This window comes from Gilliamella sp. WF3-4, from assembly GCF_001690275.1.
Taxonomy (GTDB): domain Bacteria; phylum Pseudomonadota; class Gammaproteobacteria; order Enterobacterales; family Orbaceae; genus Gilliamella; species Gilliamella apicola_C.
Genome location: NZ_LZGW01000001.1, coordinates 90456 through 108785, shown reverse-complemented (window position 1 = coordinate 108785; position 18330 = coordinate 90456). Strand labels below are relative to the sequence as shown.

The window sequence follows — 18330 nt, the reverse complement described above, 5'->3', positions numbered from 1 at the left end:
GGAAAAGCCTTTATATCCGAAACGCACGCCGTGCAAACTAAATTACTAGCCGTTAACATACTCACGTTATTTAAATCAATTCAACAAAATTAAAAATATGGCAGAAATCAAAATCAGTGATTGGTTATGCATTGCGCAGGAAGGCAAAACAATCGACGGGCGAGAAATCAAACGAGAATGGCTCGAAAGCATTGTAAAAAATTATAGTGCAGAGTTATATCAAGCCTTGGTTTGGTGTGAGCATGAAGAACCATTCTGGCGGCAATTTTCTGCCAACTTGGGCACGGTTGAAGAATTAAAGTTGGAGGAAAAAGATGGAAAGCTAAGATTGATGGCTCGGTTACGTGCTAACGCTATTTTTCAATCTATGAATGAGCGGGAACAGAAAATCTATTCATCGATTGAAATTTTGCCCGACTTTCCAGAAGATGGCGATTTTTATCTTATTGGTTTAGCTGCCACCGATCAGCCGGCAAGCACGGGAACTTCGCGGCTTGCATTTTCAGCCAACAAAAAAGGTTTTCGAGCTGAGCCGGTTTTACTATTTAATTCTGAAAAAAATAATTGCTTACCAAATAAAAAAATTAATTTATCAAAACTCACTAAAAGAGAGAATTTTAGCATGACACAAGACGAAATTGATGCGCTATTAGCTGAAAATGCAGAAGCTAAACAGCTAATACAAGAGCTACAAGAGCAGGTAAAAACATTAATGGAGCAGTTAGAAAGCGGCAATACAGAAGAAGCGCAAGAAACTGCAGATGATATTCAAGAGCAAGCTGAACAAGCAGAAGAAAGCCTTGACGAAGTACAAGATATTGCTGAAAGCGCGGGATTCTCAAAAATAAAAAAAGAAATTCAACAGCTTAAAGCGGAAAGCAAAAAATTAGCAGCAAAATTTAATGCGCTGATGAAAACGCCAACAACTGTAAAACCAACGATTGGCTCACAAAAATTTGGCATTGACTTGCATTAATTAAGAACGGGATAAATAAATGTTAAATAAAAAGGCTGAAAATTTAATACAAAAATATTGCACGGCGTTAGCACAGCAAGCTGGCGTTTCGGATGTTACTCGGCAGTTTTCACTATCTGATCCTATGGACACACGGCTACGTGAAGCAATTTTACACAGCACCGAATTTTTACAGATGATTACTTGTTTTGATGTCGATCAGCTGGCGGGGCAAGTTGTTGTAACGGGAACATCTCAATTATTAACGGGTCGCACCGCTGGCGGTCGATTTATTCGTAAATTAGGCGTTACGGGCAACAAATACGCATTAAGCGAAACGGATTCTTGTGCTGCTTTGGACTGGGCAACGTTAAGCGTTTGGGCTAATTCTGGCGATGAGGGTGAATTTTTCCGCTTGATGCAATCGTTTATTGATAAACAGTTTGCACTAGATATGTTAAGAATTGGTTTTAATGGTACTAGTGTTGCGCCAACATCTGATCCAGTCGTGAATCCAAATGGCGAGGATGTGAATAAAGGCTGGCATCAAATTGCTAAAGAATGGAATGGCGGTTCTCAAGTATTAACGACTCCAGTTACTCTAGGTCCGGGCGGTAGTTACGAAACATTAGACGCTATGGCTTCTGATCTTGTTAATCATCTGCCAGTTGAGTGTCGTAACGATCCGGATATCGTGATTTTAGTTGGTAGTGATTTACTGGCTCGTGAACAATTTAGATTATACAGCAAAGCGGATACACCAACCGAGAACCTTGCCGCAGCTCAGCTTGATACGATTATCGCAGGTAAAAAAGCGTTTGTACCGCCGTTTATGCCCGGTAAGCGAATTGTAGCTACTACGCTTAAAAACTTACATATCTACACGCAAAAAGGTTCACGTCGACGTGCTGTTGAAGATGTACAAGATCGCAAGCAGTTCGAAAACAAGTACTGGCGCAACGAGGGTTACGCTTTAGAAGTGCCTGAATTATACGTGTCAATTGATGAAAGTGCGATCTCATTTGTTTAAGTTTAGTCCTGCTGCCAGTTATTACTGGCAGCTCAATAAAAGGTAAATTTATGACAGTTGTTTTATCACCGTTTCAACAGCACCGGGAAAAAGTGGCACAAATCAGCCAAGAAAAAGCGGTGCTAGTTGATTCAAAAGATAGCTTGCATATTGTTAATGCTGAGCTAGAACGTGATATCGAATACTTACGTAATTTCGGTAATGACATGGCAGAGCGTAACGAATACAAATTAAACGTTGTGTTACCCAAATGGATGCCAAAAGTTGAGCGATATTTACAGGAGGGTAAAGTCTACCCTAACCCAATTTTTGTTTGGTGTATTGTTTGGCTGTTTGATACTCAGCAGTTCGATCAGGGGCTAGACTGGGCAGAAATTGCGATAGAGCAAAACCAAGATACGCCAAAGTCGTGGAGTATGAAATTATCCGGTTTTGTTGCTAGGGCTATGTTCGAATGGATCGAAACCACTGCCGCTAATGGTCATTCAATCGAGCCGTATTTTAGCTGGGTGTTTGAGCTTGTTAAAAACAAATGGCGATTATATGAATCAGATAAAGCGGAATGGTACAAGTTCGCCGGTTTATATCTATTGCGTGATGAAAACGGCGCACCAAAAGCCACAGCAACCGATAATATCGAAGTGTTAAATCAGGCAAAAGAGTTATTAACTCAGGCGCAAAATATTTATGCCAAAGTAGGCGTTAAAACCATGCTTGGCAATATTGAGCAACGAATTAACGCATTAAATAAATAACAGACTACACACAACCCCAGCGCCCAGCAGATGCGAATTTAGCATTTGCCAAAATTCAAAACCTGCGCACGGGCGCTTTTAAAGGTATTTTATGTTTAGTGGACAAGATTTTAATCAATCAGCAATCGTTATTAGCAATGATGGTTTTTGGCCTGATTTAGATTTATCTGAATTTCAAATTGAAAGAGCTATGTCGCCAAACATTAATGATCGTTTATTACGTGATGCGATTGTTTCGGCAGTTGTTGAAATTAATTTAACGTTAGAACAGTACAAAAATAAACAAATGGCAAACGGTATTACAAGCGCTAAAAATTGCGGAGTAGTCAGCGTTGATGGTGTGTCATCAACAGTGATTATTTATAAAAAAGCCGTTTTTGCACGAGCTAAGGCGGATTTGATCGGTGAGTTTGTCAGTATTGCTAGTCGTGATAACAAAATCGACGAAAACCAAACCGCCATGCGCTCCGCGTTATTAGCTGAAAGCTCACGCGAAGTTCGGAAGATTTTGGGGTTGCGCCGTTGTGGAGTTGCATTGATATGAGTTTGATTACTGAATTAACCGAGTTCCTAAAAACCAATTTACCGCCTGCGGTTTATCGTGGTCAAAAATTCAGCTCATTCATGGACAACTTAGAAATAGATCGAGTGTTTAAATTAGTAACAAAACAGCCGACTGAGCAACTTTTATGCGCAAAACTGAAGTACGACGCAGTAATCACATTTGACGAATTTCCGTACCGTGTTTACGACCCGTGTTTGGTTTTTGCCTTAGTGATGTGCTGGCTTGAAAGCAAGAACCGTGACGATGCGCAGTTCGATAATGTTAACCCTGATATTGACGTATCAGAAAATGACGAGCAAACAGCATACTTAATGATTGCGGTACCGTTGTCAGAAGATATCACTTTAATCGAGGATGAGAACGGATCAATACCGTATAAGGACAAGCGTTATAAATTGGGTGCTGCTAGCGTTTGGGCACATCCTGAGCAGGTGAATATTAATGCGAATTAAAGGCGAATTAAATCAGGCCCAATTACGGCCTTTACAAGCTGAAATTAAGCGCATGAATTTAACGCCAGAAAAGCGCCGTCGATTGTTATATCGAATTATGAAAAATGGCGTATTAGCAGCAACGGAACGGAATATTAAGCGGCAAAAAACGCCGGACGGCACCAAATACAGTAAACGGCATAGTAAACGCAAGGCGAAGATGTTAAGCAAAATAACAAAAAACATCAAAATAAAAGCAACCGATAATTATGCTGCTGCGTTTTTTGTTGGTCAGTACAAGAGTACAGCAACAAAAAGCATTTCTGCCGGCGTTGTGGCCAAAATGCAGCAAGATGGGCTAAAAGTAACACAAAATAAAAGCATGTTTGAGAATCAAACACATAATAAAGAAAAGGGTTCTATTACAGCGCGACAAATTCGACGATTACGAAAGCTCGGGCATACACACTCAAAGAATAAAAAAATTATTCGTTCATCTGTTAAGTGGTTGCAAGCAAATTTAAGCGAATCGCAGGCCGGGGTAACGATTCGGCACATGATGGAAATGCCGGAAAAAAATAGTTGGGATATCAAAATCCCTGATCGTGAGTTTTTGGGTATTAGTGATGCTGATTTTAACAAATCACTAAAACGCGAATTAAAAAATATAAATTTTGGTGGCAGACAAGGGGCAAATTCATGACATGGCCAACGATTACAATTAATCAATTAAATTTACTACAGGGCGAGACCGACGAAGTCGAGCGACGATTTTTATTTATCGGCAATGCAAATAAAAACAAAGGGCAAATTATTTCAGTCAACGCTCAAACCGATTTTAACGGCGTGTTGGGCAATGATGACAGTGCGCTAAAAAAAGGCGTGTTAGCCGCATTAGAAAATGCCGGTCAAGATTGGTTTGCCAGTGTTGCCATCTTAAATGATGGGCAAGATTGGACTGATGCTGTAATGCAAGCTCAGAAAATCGGATCGTTTGAAGCGGTTGTTTATGCTGAAAATATCAATACTAAAGCTGAAATTAATAAAGCTATTACGTTGCGAAAGAATTTAATTTCAAAGTATGGCCGTTGGGTTCGGTTTATTTTGGGTATTGAGGGACTACAAGCTAACGAGACATGGGCAAAATATGAATCGCGGTTAGCAACACTACAAAACGGTATTGCTGAATATGCAATTACGTTGGTCCCGATGATCTGGGGTAACGAGCCTTTTGTTAATGCTGGTCGCTCATGTAACCGATCGGTAACCATTGCTGATGCGCTAGCACGCGTTAAAACGGGTGCAGTGAGTAACCTCGGTTGTGATGAATTGCCGTTTGATTCTGCCGGTGTTGAATTGCCGCTGGCAACATTACAGGCGCTGAATGCAAATCGCTACAGCGTCCCGATGTGGTATCCCGATTACGACGGCATTTACTGGGCGGACGATCGCACATTAGACGTCGAGGGTGGCGATTATCAATCGGCCGAAACAGTACGCGTTATCGATAAAGTGGCTCGAAAGATTCGATTATTAGCAATCGCTAAAATTGCCGACGCATCATTCAATAGTTCTGCTAATTCGATAGCCGTGCATCAGCAATATTTTGCAAAACCGCTACGAGAAATGTCGATCACCTCGCAAATTAATGGTATCGAATTCCCGGGCGAGGTTAAAAAGCCGCGGGATGGTGACATTGTGATCACGTGGAAAACGCCAAAAACTGTTGACATTTACGCAGTTGTGCGTACGCGTGATATTCCAATGCAGATCACTATTAGCTTGATGCTCGATGCGTCACTAGATCAATAATTTAGGAGTAACTAACAAATGGGTTCAAGAATTACAGGTAAATCATTCGATGTCAATATTGGTGGTGAATTAGTTCAGGTCAAAACTGCGACGCTATCGATTACTGATAATAGCGCGGCGGCATCGACCAACGGCGTACCAGATGGATACGTCGCGGGTTCAGTAACAGCCGAAGGCGCGCTAACTTTTTCGAGCAAATATTTTAACAAATTAATTGATCTTGCTCGCAGTGCCGGCTCATTTCGCAATCTGCCAGACTTTGATTTGATGTTTTATGCAGATACGGGCGACGAAAGTCAAAAAATAGAAGCATTCGGATGTAGATTAAAAATATCAGATCTACTTAATGCAGATAAATCCAGTGACGACGAGACAACTCACACTATCGATTACATTGTCACATCACCGGACTTTGTCAGCATTAACGGCGTGCCGTATTTGTCCGCAACTGATACACGCAATTTATTAAATTATTAATGGGTTATAACAATGACTAATGAAGAATCATTATTAGTAAAAATCGGGCTTGTAGGCTTTATGCTCGGTGTAGCTAAGCTGCTCGCAGGTGACGAAGCGATCACTTGGAGAAAAGTTATTGGGCGAGCGTTGCTAGGTACTGGTTCGTCTCTTATTTCCGGTTTAATAATGATTCCTCACCCAAACGCACCTCAGCTGGTTGTCGTTGGCGCGGCGGCGTTGCTCGGTATTCTTGGGCACTCACTGATTGAATGGGTTGTTATTACTTACATTGATAAAAAACAAAAAGGGAAAAATTAATGAATTTATCAACACACTTTAAACGCTCAGAATTTGCATGCAAATGCGGTTGCGGCTTTGATGATGTTAACCCGCTTTTAATTGATGTATTGGAAGATATTCGCGCTCATTTTAATGCTCCTGTTTTTGTTAATAGCGCATGTCGCTGCAAAAAACATAATCAAGCCGTGGGTGGCAAAACCAGTAGCCAGCACGTACTCGGTAACGCTGCTGATATCAGAGTAAAAAACGTTCCGCCGTCCGCTGTTGCTGACTATTTAGATGCAAAATGTCTGGAAAATTTCGGGATCGGTCGATATCGCACATTTACCCATGTTGATGTTAGAGCAGTAAAAGCTCGATGGGGATCGAATGAGTAAATACAAACTTGCGATTATTGCGTTACTGGTGTTGTTGATTTTTTGTTTCGGTATTTATTTTTCATCATTACAACATGATAGCAAATCACTAAAACAAATAAACAAACTAAATTTTGAAACACAGCAACAACAATCAGTTATTAACAATAAATCGCAAGAGCTAGAAATTAAATTACAACAGGTAAAAACGTATGAACGACAAAATAACAAGAAAGCGCCGCTGGCTAGCAATGTTGCTAATAGCGATTGCATTAGTCGTGATTTTGTCGAGCTGTTCAACAGACAAACAGCAGATTACGAGCAAATTTTATCAACAAAACACATTAACTAAATGCACAGAAATATTGCCGAAAATTGCTAATAATTCAGCGCTGGCAATACAAAACGCATTAATTGAATGGCGCAGTATCTATATTGATTGCGCGCTACGACATAACACATTAATAGAAACAATAAAAGAGGTACAACATGAAAATCACGTTAACAATTAATGGCACAGATATTACTTTTGAGCCAACAAAGCTGGCTTATAACACGTATATCAACGATATCACGATGAACGACAAAATTGCACCAGCAACCAATTTTTTACGTCGTACGGTTTTAGCTGATGATAAAGAGAAGTTGAATGAAATTTTGGATACACATGTTGGCGCAGCGTTACAAATTGTTGAAAAAATTATCAAACAGTTTGCGCCTGATCTCGAAATCGAAATAAAAAACTAAATCGGCGAGTAAGTAAGATTGAAAAAAATTCACTTGAACAGCTTTTAATCTTACGCCGCTACTATTTACCAAGTGAGGATGATAGTAGCGAAAACCTCGCCCGGGCGGCGTGGCTAGATAATCATTTAGCGGAAGTATTGGCGGCAGCAGTAGCAAATGGCATAGGCAAGGCGTTTAAAGGTGTTAAATAATGTCATCATCATTAGATTTTGTAATTAAATTGACAGACAGAGTAACAAAACCGCTTAAAAAGGTTCAATCTCAAATCAAAGCGTTTAACGCAACTGCTGCTGGCTCATTAAAAAAAATTGGTGGTGGCGGCATTGCCCTCTTTGCCGTTGCCAAATCAATTACCGGGTTGTTATCTCCGGCTGAAGAAATGGATCGGGCATTAAAAAATGCAAGTATTGGCGGTGTTTCGTCAATTAATGAGCTGCGCACAGCAGCCAAAAAATTTAGTGCGGAATACGGCACTAGTGCTATTGATTTCGTCAATTCAGCATCATCAATCAAAGGCGCATTATCGGGTATTAGTGATGCAGACGTACCTCAAGCTGTTGCTGCGATGAATATGTTATCAACAGCTACAGGCGAAAGCGTGGACACATCAACGGCGTACATTGAGCAAATGGCAGCCAGCTATAAGGGAACAGTTAATAAAATTGGCCAGTTAAATTTTGCACGGCACGCTGCTGGTATAGCTGCATACGCTAAAAATAATTTTAACGTCTCAACTCAGCAACTGCAAAGCATGATGCAAAAAACTAAGGGGACAGCCGCTAATAACGGAGTTAGTATGGCTGAGCAGAGTGTGGTCTTGGGAATGGCCAGCAAAAGCCTTGGCGCGGGCGCTGCTGGCTCATATGCCGCGCTTTACAAAAATCTAGGCAAGGCCGGCAAAGAATTGGGGCTTTCGTTTGCTGATGCGAACGGCAAAATGCTATCAATGCCTGAAATTATTGCAAAAATTCAGGGTAAATTTGGAAAAGATTTATCAAAGAACATTAAAGCCCAAGAATTATTAGATAAAGCCTTTGGTGCTGGTGCTGATATTGTAAAAACATTGGCGAATAACTCCGACGAGTTAAATCAACACGTTAAAGAAATTGGCAAGGGGCAGAATTTTAAATTAATGCAAAAAATGGCACAGGGTAACGTCAAGCCATTAGAGCGTATTAATGCCCAGTTTATGAATATCAAAGAGTCAATCGGGCGAGCGTTGTTGCCTGTGTTTGAGCCAATCATGAAAGCCGTTGGCGGCATTATCGGTAAATTTGCTAAGTGGCTGGAAATGTTTCCAAATATCGCAAAATGGATAGGCATAGTCACCGTCGCGCTTATAAGCTTGGCGGGTATTGCTGCTGTGTTTGCAATTATTTCGGGTGTTATATCGTTACTGCTGTCCCCTATTACACTAATTATTATCGGTATTGCGGCCGTGATTGCTGTTTGTTGGGTATTTCGTAAACAAATCGGTAATGCAATTGACTGGGTAATTGAAAAAGTAAAATTATTATGGGCAGCGTTTAGTGAAACATGGGTGTTTAAGATGATCGCCGGGTCGTTGAGATTTATCGGTAAAGTGTTTTTGCTGCTTTGGAAAGTCGTTAAATTCGGGATCGGGGTCTGGGTATCTCTGTTTGTTTGGCTAAAAGATATTATTGTCTCGGCAATATCAACGGTTTGGGAGTGTATAAAAAATTCGTTATTTATACAAATCTGGATCGATGCATTCAATTTATTATCCGATGTTGTTTGCGGTGTTTTTGAGCTTATCGGCGATATATTTTTATCAACTATCGATAGTTTGAACGATGGCTGGGGTAACTTTATTGCATTTTTTACCGATTTTTCATTTATTGACTCATTTTCAAAAATTGGTGAATCGCTAGTAAAGATGTTTACTAACACATGGAAAACAGTAAAAAACATGGGAATAGCTGTTATTAATACAATTATCGATGGCTTAAATTATATCCCGGGCGTTAACATTGAGCTGCTTGAATACGAAAAAATCGACGCACCGGAGCAATCCCCTGTTAGCACTGCAAAATCGCCGATTACAAGCACCCTTGTACGTGATATCGATCATGGTGGATTATCAAAAGAGATTCAGAACAGTAAATCACAAAATATTGATAATAGTAAGGCTATTCAATCAGTATCAATCTATAATTCGCAGCCGATGACGCCCGCGCAACTGCAAGAGTGGGAGCAACTTTATGCCGGATAAGTATTTTGATTTACTCATTACTGATCGTAATTTTACGCTCAATGCGGGCTATGAGCCAAATTTGGCAAAAAATCAGCAAAGCATCGGTCAAGATATTCAACATGCAATTATTGAAAGCGGTTTAGCTACTGAATTAGTTGCTGAACGCTCGCCGACGCTGCGTTATGACGTATTTACTAAAATTATTTTATTAGTTGAAACCGATCGCCGAATTATACCCGGCACGGCACGCATTAAAGAAGAAACATCAGAACGATTATATCTAACTGCGGATACATACGATTTCGGAAAAATTGGAGTTGCGATCAATGGCTGATTATCAAAAAATGTTTGAAAAAATTCTACACGATCACGGTATGCCGGTTGACGAGGATGCAGCCCGTAAAGAGTTCGAAGAATTGACAAAAGCAGAGGGGTTAATCACAAACACATCGAAATACTCCCCTTTTTGGCGTTTGATGTCAGCTATCGTTATAAAGCCTTATGTTTGGCTAAAAGCTACATTTATCAAAAATGTATTAATGAATATGTTTCTAATGACGGCTAGCGGTCAGTTTTTAGATCTGTTTGCTAATGCGGTTAATTTAGAGCGTAAATCGGCAACGTTGGCGACGGGTGAAATTTTGTTCACTAAAGCAAATAAAAATCAGTCGGTAGTAATACCTGTGGGCACGGTGATCAGCTCGCCAGAGATTAACGGCGTTACATATCAATTACAAACTACTCAAGAGTATAGCATACCGGCGGGTGTTGAAACTGCACGCATCCCAGTAGTAGCGGTCGGAAGCGGTGAAAACTACAATCTTGCAGCAGGTTATTACCGTTTTTTAGTTGAACAGATAGACGGTGTAACTGTTACTAATGACGATAATTGGTTGATCTCACCGGGTGCTAACATTGAATCAGATGATGATTTAAGAGATAGAACTAAAAACCAGTATAACTTTGTTAGTCACTATCATACTGATGCAGTTTACCGCGGCATTGTGACAACAATTACGGGGATTTCAACAAAACAAGTCTATTTTTTGCATGACGCGCCGCGTGGGCCGGGTACTGCCAATTTATATTTATTGCTGAATGACGGCGTAGATTCAAAATATTTTATCGATAGAGTTAACGATTACATCATGGGACAGGGCTACCGCGGGCATGGCGACGATTTAAAGTGCTTTGCTGTGCCGGAAAAGAAAATTGATATTGCTGTTACGTTATATTTTGAACGTGAACAACAACCGATCGACATCAATCAATATGTATTAAACGTTGAGCATTTTATACGTTGTGCCTTTCGTCAGAATAACAACTATAGCGTCACGCAAGTAAGTGCGTATTCACGGTTTAGCATCTCAAAATTAAACGAAGAATTACACGAACAATTTAACGAGTTACATTCGATTGTTTTTAATATTGGCGACATTGTCAGCGAGTTAGAAGTGCCAAGACTTCGAACTCTAACAATTAATGCAGAGGTCGCAGAATGAAACTAAAAATCAATCTGCCGGTTTGGATGAGCGAAGGTGAGCCGTTAAAACTGGCTAATGCTGCGGTTAAGTACTGGGATCGTATGTATCAATGGTTAAAATTTCCCGTTATGCAGTTCGACCCTCTAACGTGTGATGAGCGATTATTATTTTTATATGCATATCAACGAGATGTTAAACGATTAAATAACGAGCCGCTAACACTATATCGAAAGCGCATTAGATACGCATACGCTAATGCTGCGGATTCGGGATCGGTTGTTGGTTTTAAAAATATATTTGAGCGACTAGAGATTGGCTCAGTACAAATACTGGAACGCCAGCACGGCTATGATTGGGACGTCATTATCTTGCGATTATCTGATAACCAGTTAACAAATAACCGCGATTTGTTAACGGAAATTATTAGGCAATACGGGCGTACATGTCGGCGTTATTTTTTTGAAATTGTTCACGTGCAACCAATGAGGTTTAAGTGCGGTGATTTTAATAACAAACAGCATTACAACGGTTCTAAATTTGATTTTAAACGAATACACCAAGCAACAGTAATTTTAAAAGTGGGTGGTTTTGGTGAGGTAAAAGAATTTAATGGAGTACAGCGATGAGTAAAACAGCAATAGTGAAAACAGGCGAACAATTTTTTATAAAACAATTGAGCAAATCGCAACCAATAACGCTCGATCGAGTGATTTTTGCAAATATAAACGGCGTTAGCGGTAATACAAATGTAGACACTAACAGCAAAATGCCAGCGTCAAGTCAAATTGTATATACGGCTCCGGTTACACAGTGCGGTTTACTAAATGATAAAACGGTAGTTTATTCTGTTATTTTAGACACGAATGTCGGCGATTTTTCGTTTAATTATATCGGGCTAGTGAACTCTGAAACCGACACGCTGTGCATGGTCATGCATACAGATTTAACGAAAAAAATTAAAACAATTGGACAAAGACAAGGTAACACGATAACAGAGTCGATCTGGTTAGAAATTGATAATGCATCTGAGTCGACGGGTATTAATGTCAATGCCCAAACTTGGCAGATCGATTATTCACGGCGTTTAGCGGGCGCAGATGAGCGTATTCGATTAACTAATTATGATTTATATAATCGATTAGCAATTCATAGCGGTTTTGGAATAACAAAAAATGGCAATCAATTAACAGTATCTGCCGGGCTTGCCTATGTTGCCGGTTTGCGAGTTGAGCACACAGCACAAAAATTGGTAAAAGTTGAAAATAATCAATCGTTATATATTGATGCTTGGCTAGCCGGTACTGTAACTGGGGAGTGGTCGGTAAGCTATAATTTGATTGCTGGCGCAAATTTACGTGATTACGAAAAAAATGGATTTACGCACTATGTTGAGCGTGTAGCTTCAGTTGACGCAAACGGCAAGCTAGTTGTTGTTAAACCGAAATCATTTATCACAACGTACGATCATGCAACGACTGAAAAAATGGGCATCGTTAAACTCAGTTCAGCAGTTAACAGCACATCAGAAACAGCAGCTGCAACGCCCAAAGCTTTGAAATCCGCATACGATTTAGCGAACAATGCGGTAAAAAAATCCGGCGATGAAATGACAGGACAGATGCGTTTTGCTCCAACGTCGTACGGCATAAAATTTCTGCACGAAAACGGTAATGAACTAGAAATGCACTCATCCGGCGATAGTTTTGTATACTCATACTATAATGCAGAGTTAGATAAATGGACAAACAAATTACGGTACGTTGCGTCGAGCAATACTTGGCGTTTTGAAAACGTTGATGATGTTACGATTAACAATAAATCTGTGTTAAAAGCAGGCGATTTCGGTATTGGTTCAAACACGGGCATCCCAGTTTATAATTTAGATGATAAATTGCCGACCGCGTTTTATTTCACAACGACAGATAAAATCAACAATTTGCCGTTTTGCGGCGGTAAAAGCACTGCGTCGCTATTGCCTCTGCCTACATCCACAGCGACATGGGGCGTCGAAATGCTCTCAGTTATAAACAGTAAAATACCGAAAATTTTCTATCGATGCTCAACGTCGAGGGGGAAAGAAAGCTGGTACGAGGCGATCACAACTGACAATATTAATGATTTTCTGCCGGTTGGCATACCAATGCCGTGGCCACAAGATCGTCCGCCAACGGGATGGTTTGAATGCAATGGCGCGTCATTTGATGTAAATCAGTTTCCAAAGCTAGCATCTGTTTTCCCGTGGGGGCGGCTGCCCGACCTGCGGGGTGAGTTTATACGTGGATGGGATAACGGCCGCGGCGTTGACTCTGACAGACAAATGCTGAGCTGGCAAGCGGATGCAATCAGAAATATTACGGGGGAGATGTCGCCCATTTCAGAAACATTTGGGGCTGAGCATGTTGCTACTGGAGCATTTCAATATTTCGAAAAACACGCTGGACACACTCCGACAACTGTTGATCGCGGCAGCGTCGGCGGCGTTGTATTTGATGCATCACGAGTTGTACCCACAGCTAATGAAAACAGACCGCGCAATGTTGCATTTATGTACATAGTTAAGGCAGAATAATTTTAGGAGATTTATATAATGAAATATCAATTACAACCAGAAATTGCAGTTTTAGATAAAAACGGATTAACAGTGAAAGCAGGTTATGCAGTTATTTACAATTTTGATGCATTAACTGGCGAGTACAAAAAGGCTAGTTATCAATATTTGCAAACCGGGGTCGGTGTGCCGGCTAACTCATGCATTGATGCACCGAAATCGGTGGAAGATAAAGCGATTGTTCGTCAAGACAACAAATGGGTTTACCTTAACGATTACCGTGGTAAAAAAATCTACTCAATAGAAAATGGCGCAGAATCAACAGTAACAGAAATCGGTGATATTCCAAAAGGTCACACACTATTAAAACCGTCCAGCGAATTTGATGTATGGAACGGTGATGCATGGGTATTAGATGAAAATAAGCAGCATCAACACGATGTTGACGTAGCATCAGCACAGAAAAAACAACTATTAAATGAAGCTACTGCGCAAATTGATTATCTACAAGATGCAATTGATACAGAAATAGCAACTGATGAAGAAAAAGCGTTGTATTCTGCATGGAAAAAATATCGTGCGTTACTAAATCGTATTGATGTTGATACTGCGCCAGCAATAACGTGGCCAGAAAAGCCGGAGTAATTAGCTATGTGGTGTGATAAAACATTTTCATTAGCAAAATATCAACAGATGAATTTTGAAGTTGTAGCAATTGAGCCGTATAAAATCACTAACAGCAAATTTTTATCACCAGAAGAAGCAATTACGGCGTTATTAGCAAAAATCGACAGCATAACGCCGGTTGCTGTTATATTGCTATCATCTGTAACAGAAATCGGTTTTATTAATCAGCTAACAGCATTAAGCGATTGTTGGGATTTGCCGGAGATCACGCGTGCGCTGAGAACAGCTAAAACAGTGCAAGATTTAGATATCACAAAAATGGTTATACCGAATCCCGCAGATCGTAAAGTTGTCAAACAGCTATCATCAAGCAATACACGAGCAATTGTTAACAGTCAAACGTTAAAATCAGCACAAAAAGACGCTAAAGCGTCAATTGATAGCGTAATGAGTGAATTACAGCAGTTTGCACAGCAAAAAGAAGCCGTTTTAAATAAAGTTGCAAATCAGGCGACGTCATTAACTGGCGGTAGTATTGATATAAAGTTTTTTTACGGTTTGCCCTGTGATCTCTATAAAGAGTTACCAAATAAAGAATACATTTTTACGTTTTTACTGGCGTTCTCAGATAACCATTTAACCCCTATTTTGGATTTAGTACATGATAGAAAACTCATCGTTGAACAATAACGGATCTGCTGGAAGCGTTGATAATATTGTATTGGCGTTAGACGGTGAATCAATTATATTAAAAAACCCGTCTATTAGCGCAGAATATGATTTACCTGAAGAAGATCAATCAGGGCAATCATCATCAACAAATAGCAGTGAAAAAGGTATCAAGCCGAAAAAATTAAGTGTTAACGGGTTAATTGAATATTCAACACCGGATCGATTAAGTCGATTGATTGAATTGTCATATCAGACAGAGAAAGGCGGAGCTAAAAAGCTGTATCGTGTAGCAAATGCTACAGCTAACGTTATAAATTTACGTGAAGCTGTTTTTAGTGGCAAGATTTCGGTTTCTCCGCACTCTACACTACTTGCGTGGCAAATCGGCTTTACATTATCAGAACGTAAATCAGTACCTGAAAAACGAGAGGCAAGAGCACAACAGCGAGCAGTTGAAAACGGTGACGAGAGCGTCGGCGCAATAATTGAAGAAGTACCAGCCGAGCATGAAGAAAAAGACGGGCTTTCTTGGTTTGAAGAAAATATTTTAGCTAAAGCTAATGATGTTATGGGCTAGTAAATGAAAATAAATAAACATGCAATTATTAATAATGAACGAGTTCAAATTATAGATTGTAATATTGTATTAGAACTAAACGCTTGTGGACGTGGTTTTATTGTTATTGCAGATAAAAAAACATCACTTAAAAACAAAGTAATAAAAATCAATATAGGCTATAACAATGACTTACAAAGATTTTTTACTGGCTATATCGAAAGCGAACAAACAACATCACGCAACACTAAAAAGCTGTTTATTCGTGAACTGATCGGTTGTTATCAACAAACAATTGGTTGTTCGTTTCAGCATCCAACATTAAAAGTTGTTGCTGATTATTTGACAGAAAAAAAGGGCTTGCAGTTCAATTTGCCGGCCGCTGATTATGTTAATAAAAAAATCCCACACTTTAAGCACGCAGGAACAGGATTTCATTTATTACAAGAAATCGGACGAGCGTTTAATATTCCAAATTATACATTTTTTCAGACGCCGGTTGGTGGTATTTATTGCGGCAGCTATGATGATAGCTATTTTAGTGATAAAGACATCAAGTTTGGCGATAATTTAAATAAAATCGCATCTTCAACCGCCGGATCTAACATTGTCGAAATTCCGTTAGTGCCAAAGCTACGCCCGGGCGTTAAAATCAACGGTAAAAAGGTCTCTATTGTCAATCTAATTAACGATAACATGACAATCACCTTTGAAGACAAAACGGGACAAAAGTCAGCGGCACGGCGACAAATTGAAAAAGAATTCCCGGAACTGGCAGACGGCTACCACTTATCAAAAATGGCGAAAGTTGTAGCAATTTCGGAGGAGACAAATTTAGGGGATATATCAACACCATTTAGGCCGAAATATGCCGTAAATGTGCAATTGCTAGACGAGAACGGCAAAGAATCAACGACACCAGTTTATAAAGCGGTACCGTTGCCTGTTACAAATATAGGATCTGAGGGCGGGTCGTACCACTACCCCGAGGAGGGCACAGAAGTAGAAATAGGGTTTATTAACGGTAAGCCTGATCAGCCGGTTATACGCAATATCTACCCTAATAACAAAACAATGCCAAACATCAAAAAGGATGAGCATTTATTGCAACAACGAGCCGAAGTTTTTACCAAGATTGACGGCGTCGGCAATATGATACGTGAAAGCGATCAGACTGTGACAGATAACGCCCGCGATTATTGTTTGAATAGTGATTCATCAACTGAAAAAACGACAACAAAAATAACCACAGTTAACGCTAATTATACTATCAACACGTACAGTAATTATAAGTTATCTGCGAACACTATAACGCAGCTTGCACTAAAAGATTATACAATCGGGACTAATTCGAATTTTGTGCAGTTTGTCGGTATTGATTACTCATTAACAATAAATGGCAATCAATCGGTATCAGTAAAAAATAAAATCGACATAACGGCGAACGAGATTAAAGAACAAATCAAAACAATTAAACAAAGCATTGCCGCCGCAAAACAAGAAATCATTGCTCCGCAAGTTTGGATCGGTAGCTGCGAGATAAATGTATCGCAATTAATGTTAGATACTCTAGAACTGATTGAGCGGCTAGCTGATTTGACAGCACAACATACTCACCCAAACACTAGCACGCCAACCAATGCCAGTGAAATTACTGACGTGAAGACTGATGCTGTCGGGCTGGATCAAAAATATTCACCGGTTATTGCTAAATAGTTATTTGTACTTCAGCGTGCCCGCTATTGCGGGCTTTTTTGCAGAATGCTGTTATATAATTTGATTGCGTCACAAATAATTGCACTTTGTGGTTTTCTGGTCGTCTTGCTTAATTCTGTGATCATGTCTATAGTTTCAAGCGGTAGTTTGTATCCTTTTGATTTCACGCCTCTTTTTTCGTCGCTTCTTTTTTGAATCTCAGCTTTTGATAATGCCATGGTTTACCTCTTGATTTTTTGTTAATCGGTGATATATTAAGGTCATCGGCGGGGTGGCAGCCCCGCCTTTGATTAGTTAATAGACTGGCATTGAAACCAGAACTAAAACTAAGAGAATTAAGAATCGGTACATTCTTCTTCTCCCTTAAGCCCCCATCGAAAGCTGGGGGTTTGCTTTATCAGCACCCTGCTGATGTTTATAATTATAGATGCACCTACCTATAAAGTCAACACTTTTTAAATATATTTCAAACAAAACTAAAATAAATCAATACCCCATCTGAACTATTGGCATTTTTATATCTAAATTTTTAAAAATAAATAATTGGGGGACAAAATCGATCATGTGACCAAATCGGCGCTACACCGCACCCGCCTACGAGGTTTGTACGTGAAATTTTTTTCAGTTAGATTTTATTACAAAACAAAGCTTGAAGGCTTATTGAAAAAAGGATCTTAAAGGATCGTGTAAAACTGAAATAAAAGAAATGCTTTTCAATATTTTTCAGTTTTTAACTTATAAAAAAGATCGCGCTAAATAATTAACGTTATGAGTAATAATAACATTTTTATTTTAGGTGACATTTGGAATCAATATCCCAAAACTAATAAAATATAATATTCATTTAATATCAATTTGTTATAAATTATTACAACTGAAATTTTATTACATTGGATAATATGAAAATATCAATATTAATAGATGAATCGTTTGATATAGAAAATTGTGAATCGGGTTATATCGTGGCACTTATGGTAAATGAGTGGTGGGTCTTTTTAAAAAAAGATTCTCTTGATCTAATCGGTGTATTTGAAACAATTCACGAAGTAAAGAATTTTATATCATCATTGATAATGCCAATTGACTGAACAATTATAAATTG

At 39.4% G+C, this 18330-nt stretch carries 23 protein-coding genes and 1 pseudogene; 23 read left to right on the top strand and 1 reads right to left on the bottom strand.

Annotated features, from left to right (window positions below):
* The first annotated feature begins 97 nt into the window (after positions 1 to 97).
* The 23 genes and pseudogenes from A9G47_RS00550 (at position 98) to A9G47_RS00450 (ending at position 17228) form a co-directional block, all read left to right on the top strand.
* Positions 98 to 976: a GPO family capsid scaffolding protein gene (locus A9G47_RS00550; protein WP_065641897.1), complete on the top strand. Its 879-nt coding sequence runs from the start codon at positions 98 to 100 to the stop codon at positions 974 to 976.
* 19 nt (positions 977 to 995) lie between these two features.
* Positions 996 to 1985: a phage major capsid protein, P2 family gene (locus A9G47_RS00545; RefSeq protein ID WP_065641896.1), complete on the top strand. Its 990-nt coding sequence runs from the start codon at positions 996 to 998 to the stop codon at positions 1983 to 1985.
* 50 nt (positions 1986 to 2035) lie between these two features.
* The gene (gene gpM, locus A9G47_RS00540) at positions 2036 to 2740 is read left to right on the top strand and encodes a phage terminase small subunit (protein ID WP_065641895.1); all 705 of its coding nucleotides are present in this window, start codon (positions 2036 to 2038) and stop codon (positions 2738 to 2740) included.
* 91 nt (positions 2741 to 2831) lie between these two features.
* Positions 2832 to 3284, top strand: coding sequence for a head completion/stabilization protein (locus A9G47_RS00535; protein ID WP_065641894.1), 453 nt, complete (start codon positions 2832 to 2834; stop codon positions 3282 to 3284).
* Complete coding sequence (locus A9G47_RS00530; protein WP_141674766.1) at positions 3263 to 3757, top strand: phage tail protein; 495 nt, start codon at positions 3263 to 3265, stop codon at positions 3755 to 3757. Before A9G47_RS00535 ends, A9G47_RS00530 begins: the two co-directional genes overlap by 22 nt.
* Complete coding sequence (locus tag A9G47_RS00525) at positions 3747 to 4439, top strand: phage virion morphogenesis protein (RefSeq protein WP_065641892.1); 693 nt, start codon at positions 3747 to 3749, stop codon at positions 4437 to 4439. Before A9G47_RS00530 ends, A9G47_RS00525 begins: the two co-directional genes overlap by 11 nt.
* Complete coding sequence (locus tag A9G47_RS00520; protein ID WP_065641891.1) at positions 4436 to 5548, top strand: DUF2586 domain-containing protein; 1113 nt, start codon at positions 4436 to 4438, stop codon at positions 5546 to 5548. The genes A9G47_RS00525 and A9G47_RS00520 overlap by 4 nt, the downstream gene beginning before the upstream one ends.
* Before the next feature lie 18 nt (positions 5549 to 5566).
* Positions 5567 to 6025: a phage protein gene (locus A9G47_RS00515; protein ID WP_065609042.1), complete on the top strand. Its 459-nt coding sequence runs from the start codon at positions 5567 to 5569 to the stop codon at positions 6023 to 6025.
* A gap of 12 nt (positions 6026 to 6037) precedes the next feature.
* Positions 6038 to 6325, top strand: a complete 288-nt coding sequence (locus A9G47_RS00510; RefSeq protein ID WP_065581744.1) for a hypothetical protein — start codon at positions 6038 to 6040, stop codon at positions 6323 to 6325.
* Positions 6325 to 6684 carry a D-Ala-D-Ala carboxypeptidase family metallohydrolase gene (locus A9G47_RS00505; protein ID WP_065641890.1) on the top strand — a complete coding sequence of 120 codons (360 nt, stop codon included), beginning with the start codon at positions 6325 to 6327 and terminating at the stop codon, positions 6682 to 6684. Before A9G47_RS00510 ends, A9G47_RS00505 begins: the two co-directional genes overlap by 1 nt.
* Complete coding sequence (locus A9G47_RS14095; RefSeq protein ID WP_065641889.1) at positions 6677 to 7015, top strand: hypothetical protein; 339 nt, start codon at positions 6677 to 6679, stop codon at positions 7013 to 7015. Before A9G47_RS00505 ends, A9G47_RS14095 begins: the two co-directional genes overlap by 8 nt.
* Before the next feature lie 137 nt (positions 7016 to 7152).
* Positions 7153 to 7410: a putative phage tail assembly chaperone gene (locus tag A9G47_RS00495; protein WP_065641888.1), complete on the top strand. Its 258-nt coding sequence runs from the start codon at positions 7153 to 7155 to the stop codon at positions 7408 to 7410.
* 17 nt (positions 7411 to 7427) lie between these two features.
* Complete coding sequence (locus A9G47_RS14745) at positions 7428 to 7601, top strand: DUF6890 family protein (protein ID WP_442903226.1); 174 nt, start codon at positions 7428 to 7430, stop codon at positions 7599 to 7601.
* A complete protein-coding gene (locus A9G47_RS00490; RefSeq protein ID WP_065641887.1) occupies positions 7601 to 9643 on the top strand; it encodes a phage tail tape measure protein in 2043 nt (680 codons plus the stop codon). Before A9G47_RS14745 ends, A9G47_RS00490 begins: the two co-directional genes overlap by 1 nt.
* Positions 9633 to 9959, top strand: coding sequence for a DUF2590 family protein (locus tag A9G47_RS00485; RefSeq protein WP_065641886.1), 327 nt, complete (start codon positions 9633 to 9635; stop codon positions 9957 to 9959). The genes A9G47_RS00490 and A9G47_RS00485 overlap by 11 nt, the downstream gene beginning before the upstream one ends.
* Positions 9952 to 11127, top strand: coding sequence for a baseplate J/gp47 family protein (locus A9G47_RS00480; RefSeq protein ID WP_065641885.1), 1176 nt, complete (start codon positions 9952 to 9954; stop codon positions 11125 to 11127). The genes A9G47_RS00485 and A9G47_RS00480 overlap by 8 nt, the downstream gene beginning before the upstream one ends.
* Positions 11124 to 11735 (top strand): phage tail protein, encoded by a 612-nt coding sequence (locus A9G47_RS00475; RefSeq protein WP_065641884.1) that lies wholly within the window; start codon positions 11124 to 11126, stop codon positions 11733 to 11735. The genes A9G47_RS00480 and A9G47_RS00475 overlap by 4 nt, the downstream gene beginning before the upstream one ends.
* Positions 11732 to 12643 (top strand): annotated as a pseudogene (locus A9G47_RS14740) (phage tail-collar fiber domain-containing protein); the annotation flags it as partial. The gene A9G47_RS00475 and the pseudogene A9G47_RS14740, both read left to right, overlap by 4 nt.
* Before the next feature lie 606 nt (positions 12644 to 13249).
* Entirely contained in the window at positions 13250 to 13678 is a 429-nt protein-coding gene (locus tag A9G47_RS14735; RefSeq protein ID WP_442903225.1) for a phage tail protein, read from the top strand.
* Positions 13679 to 13696: 18 nt separating this feature from the next.
* Positions 13697 to 14302, top strand: coding sequence for a tail fiber assembly protein (locus tag A9G47_RS00465; protein ID WP_065641882.1), 606 nt, complete (start codon positions 13697 to 13699; stop codon positions 14300 to 14302).
* Positions 14303 to 14308: 6 nt separating this feature from the next.
* A complete protein-coding gene (locus A9G47_RS00460) occupies positions 14309 to 14974 on the top strand; it encodes a hypothetical protein (RefSeq protein WP_065641881.1) in 666 nt (221 codons plus the stop codon).
* On the top strand, positions 14946 to 15533 hold the full coding sequence (locus tag A9G47_RS00455) for a baseplate complex protein (RefSeq protein WP_065641880.1): 588 nt from the start codon (positions 14946 to 14948) through the stop codon (positions 15531 to 15533). The genes A9G47_RS00460 and A9G47_RS00455 overlap by 29 nt, the downstream gene beginning before the upstream one ends.
* A 3-nt stretch (positions 15534 to 15536) precedes the next feature.
* On the top strand, positions 15537 to 17228 hold the full coding sequence (locus A9G47_RS00450; protein ID WP_065641879.1) for a hypothetical protein: 1692 nt from the start codon (positions 15537 to 15539) through the stop codon (positions 17226 to 17228).
* Between the two features lie 23 nt (positions 17229 to 17251).
* On the opposite strand, the gene A9G47_RS00445 is transcribed toward A9G47_RS00450, so the two are convergent.
* The gene (locus tag A9G47_RS00445) at positions 17252 to 17446 is read right to left on the bottom strand and encodes a hypothetical protein (protein WP_065641878.1); all 195 of its coding nucleotides are present in this window, start codon (positions 17444 to 17446) and stop codon (positions 17252 to 17254) included.
* Between the last annotated feature and the right edge of the window lie 884 nt (positions 17447 to 18330).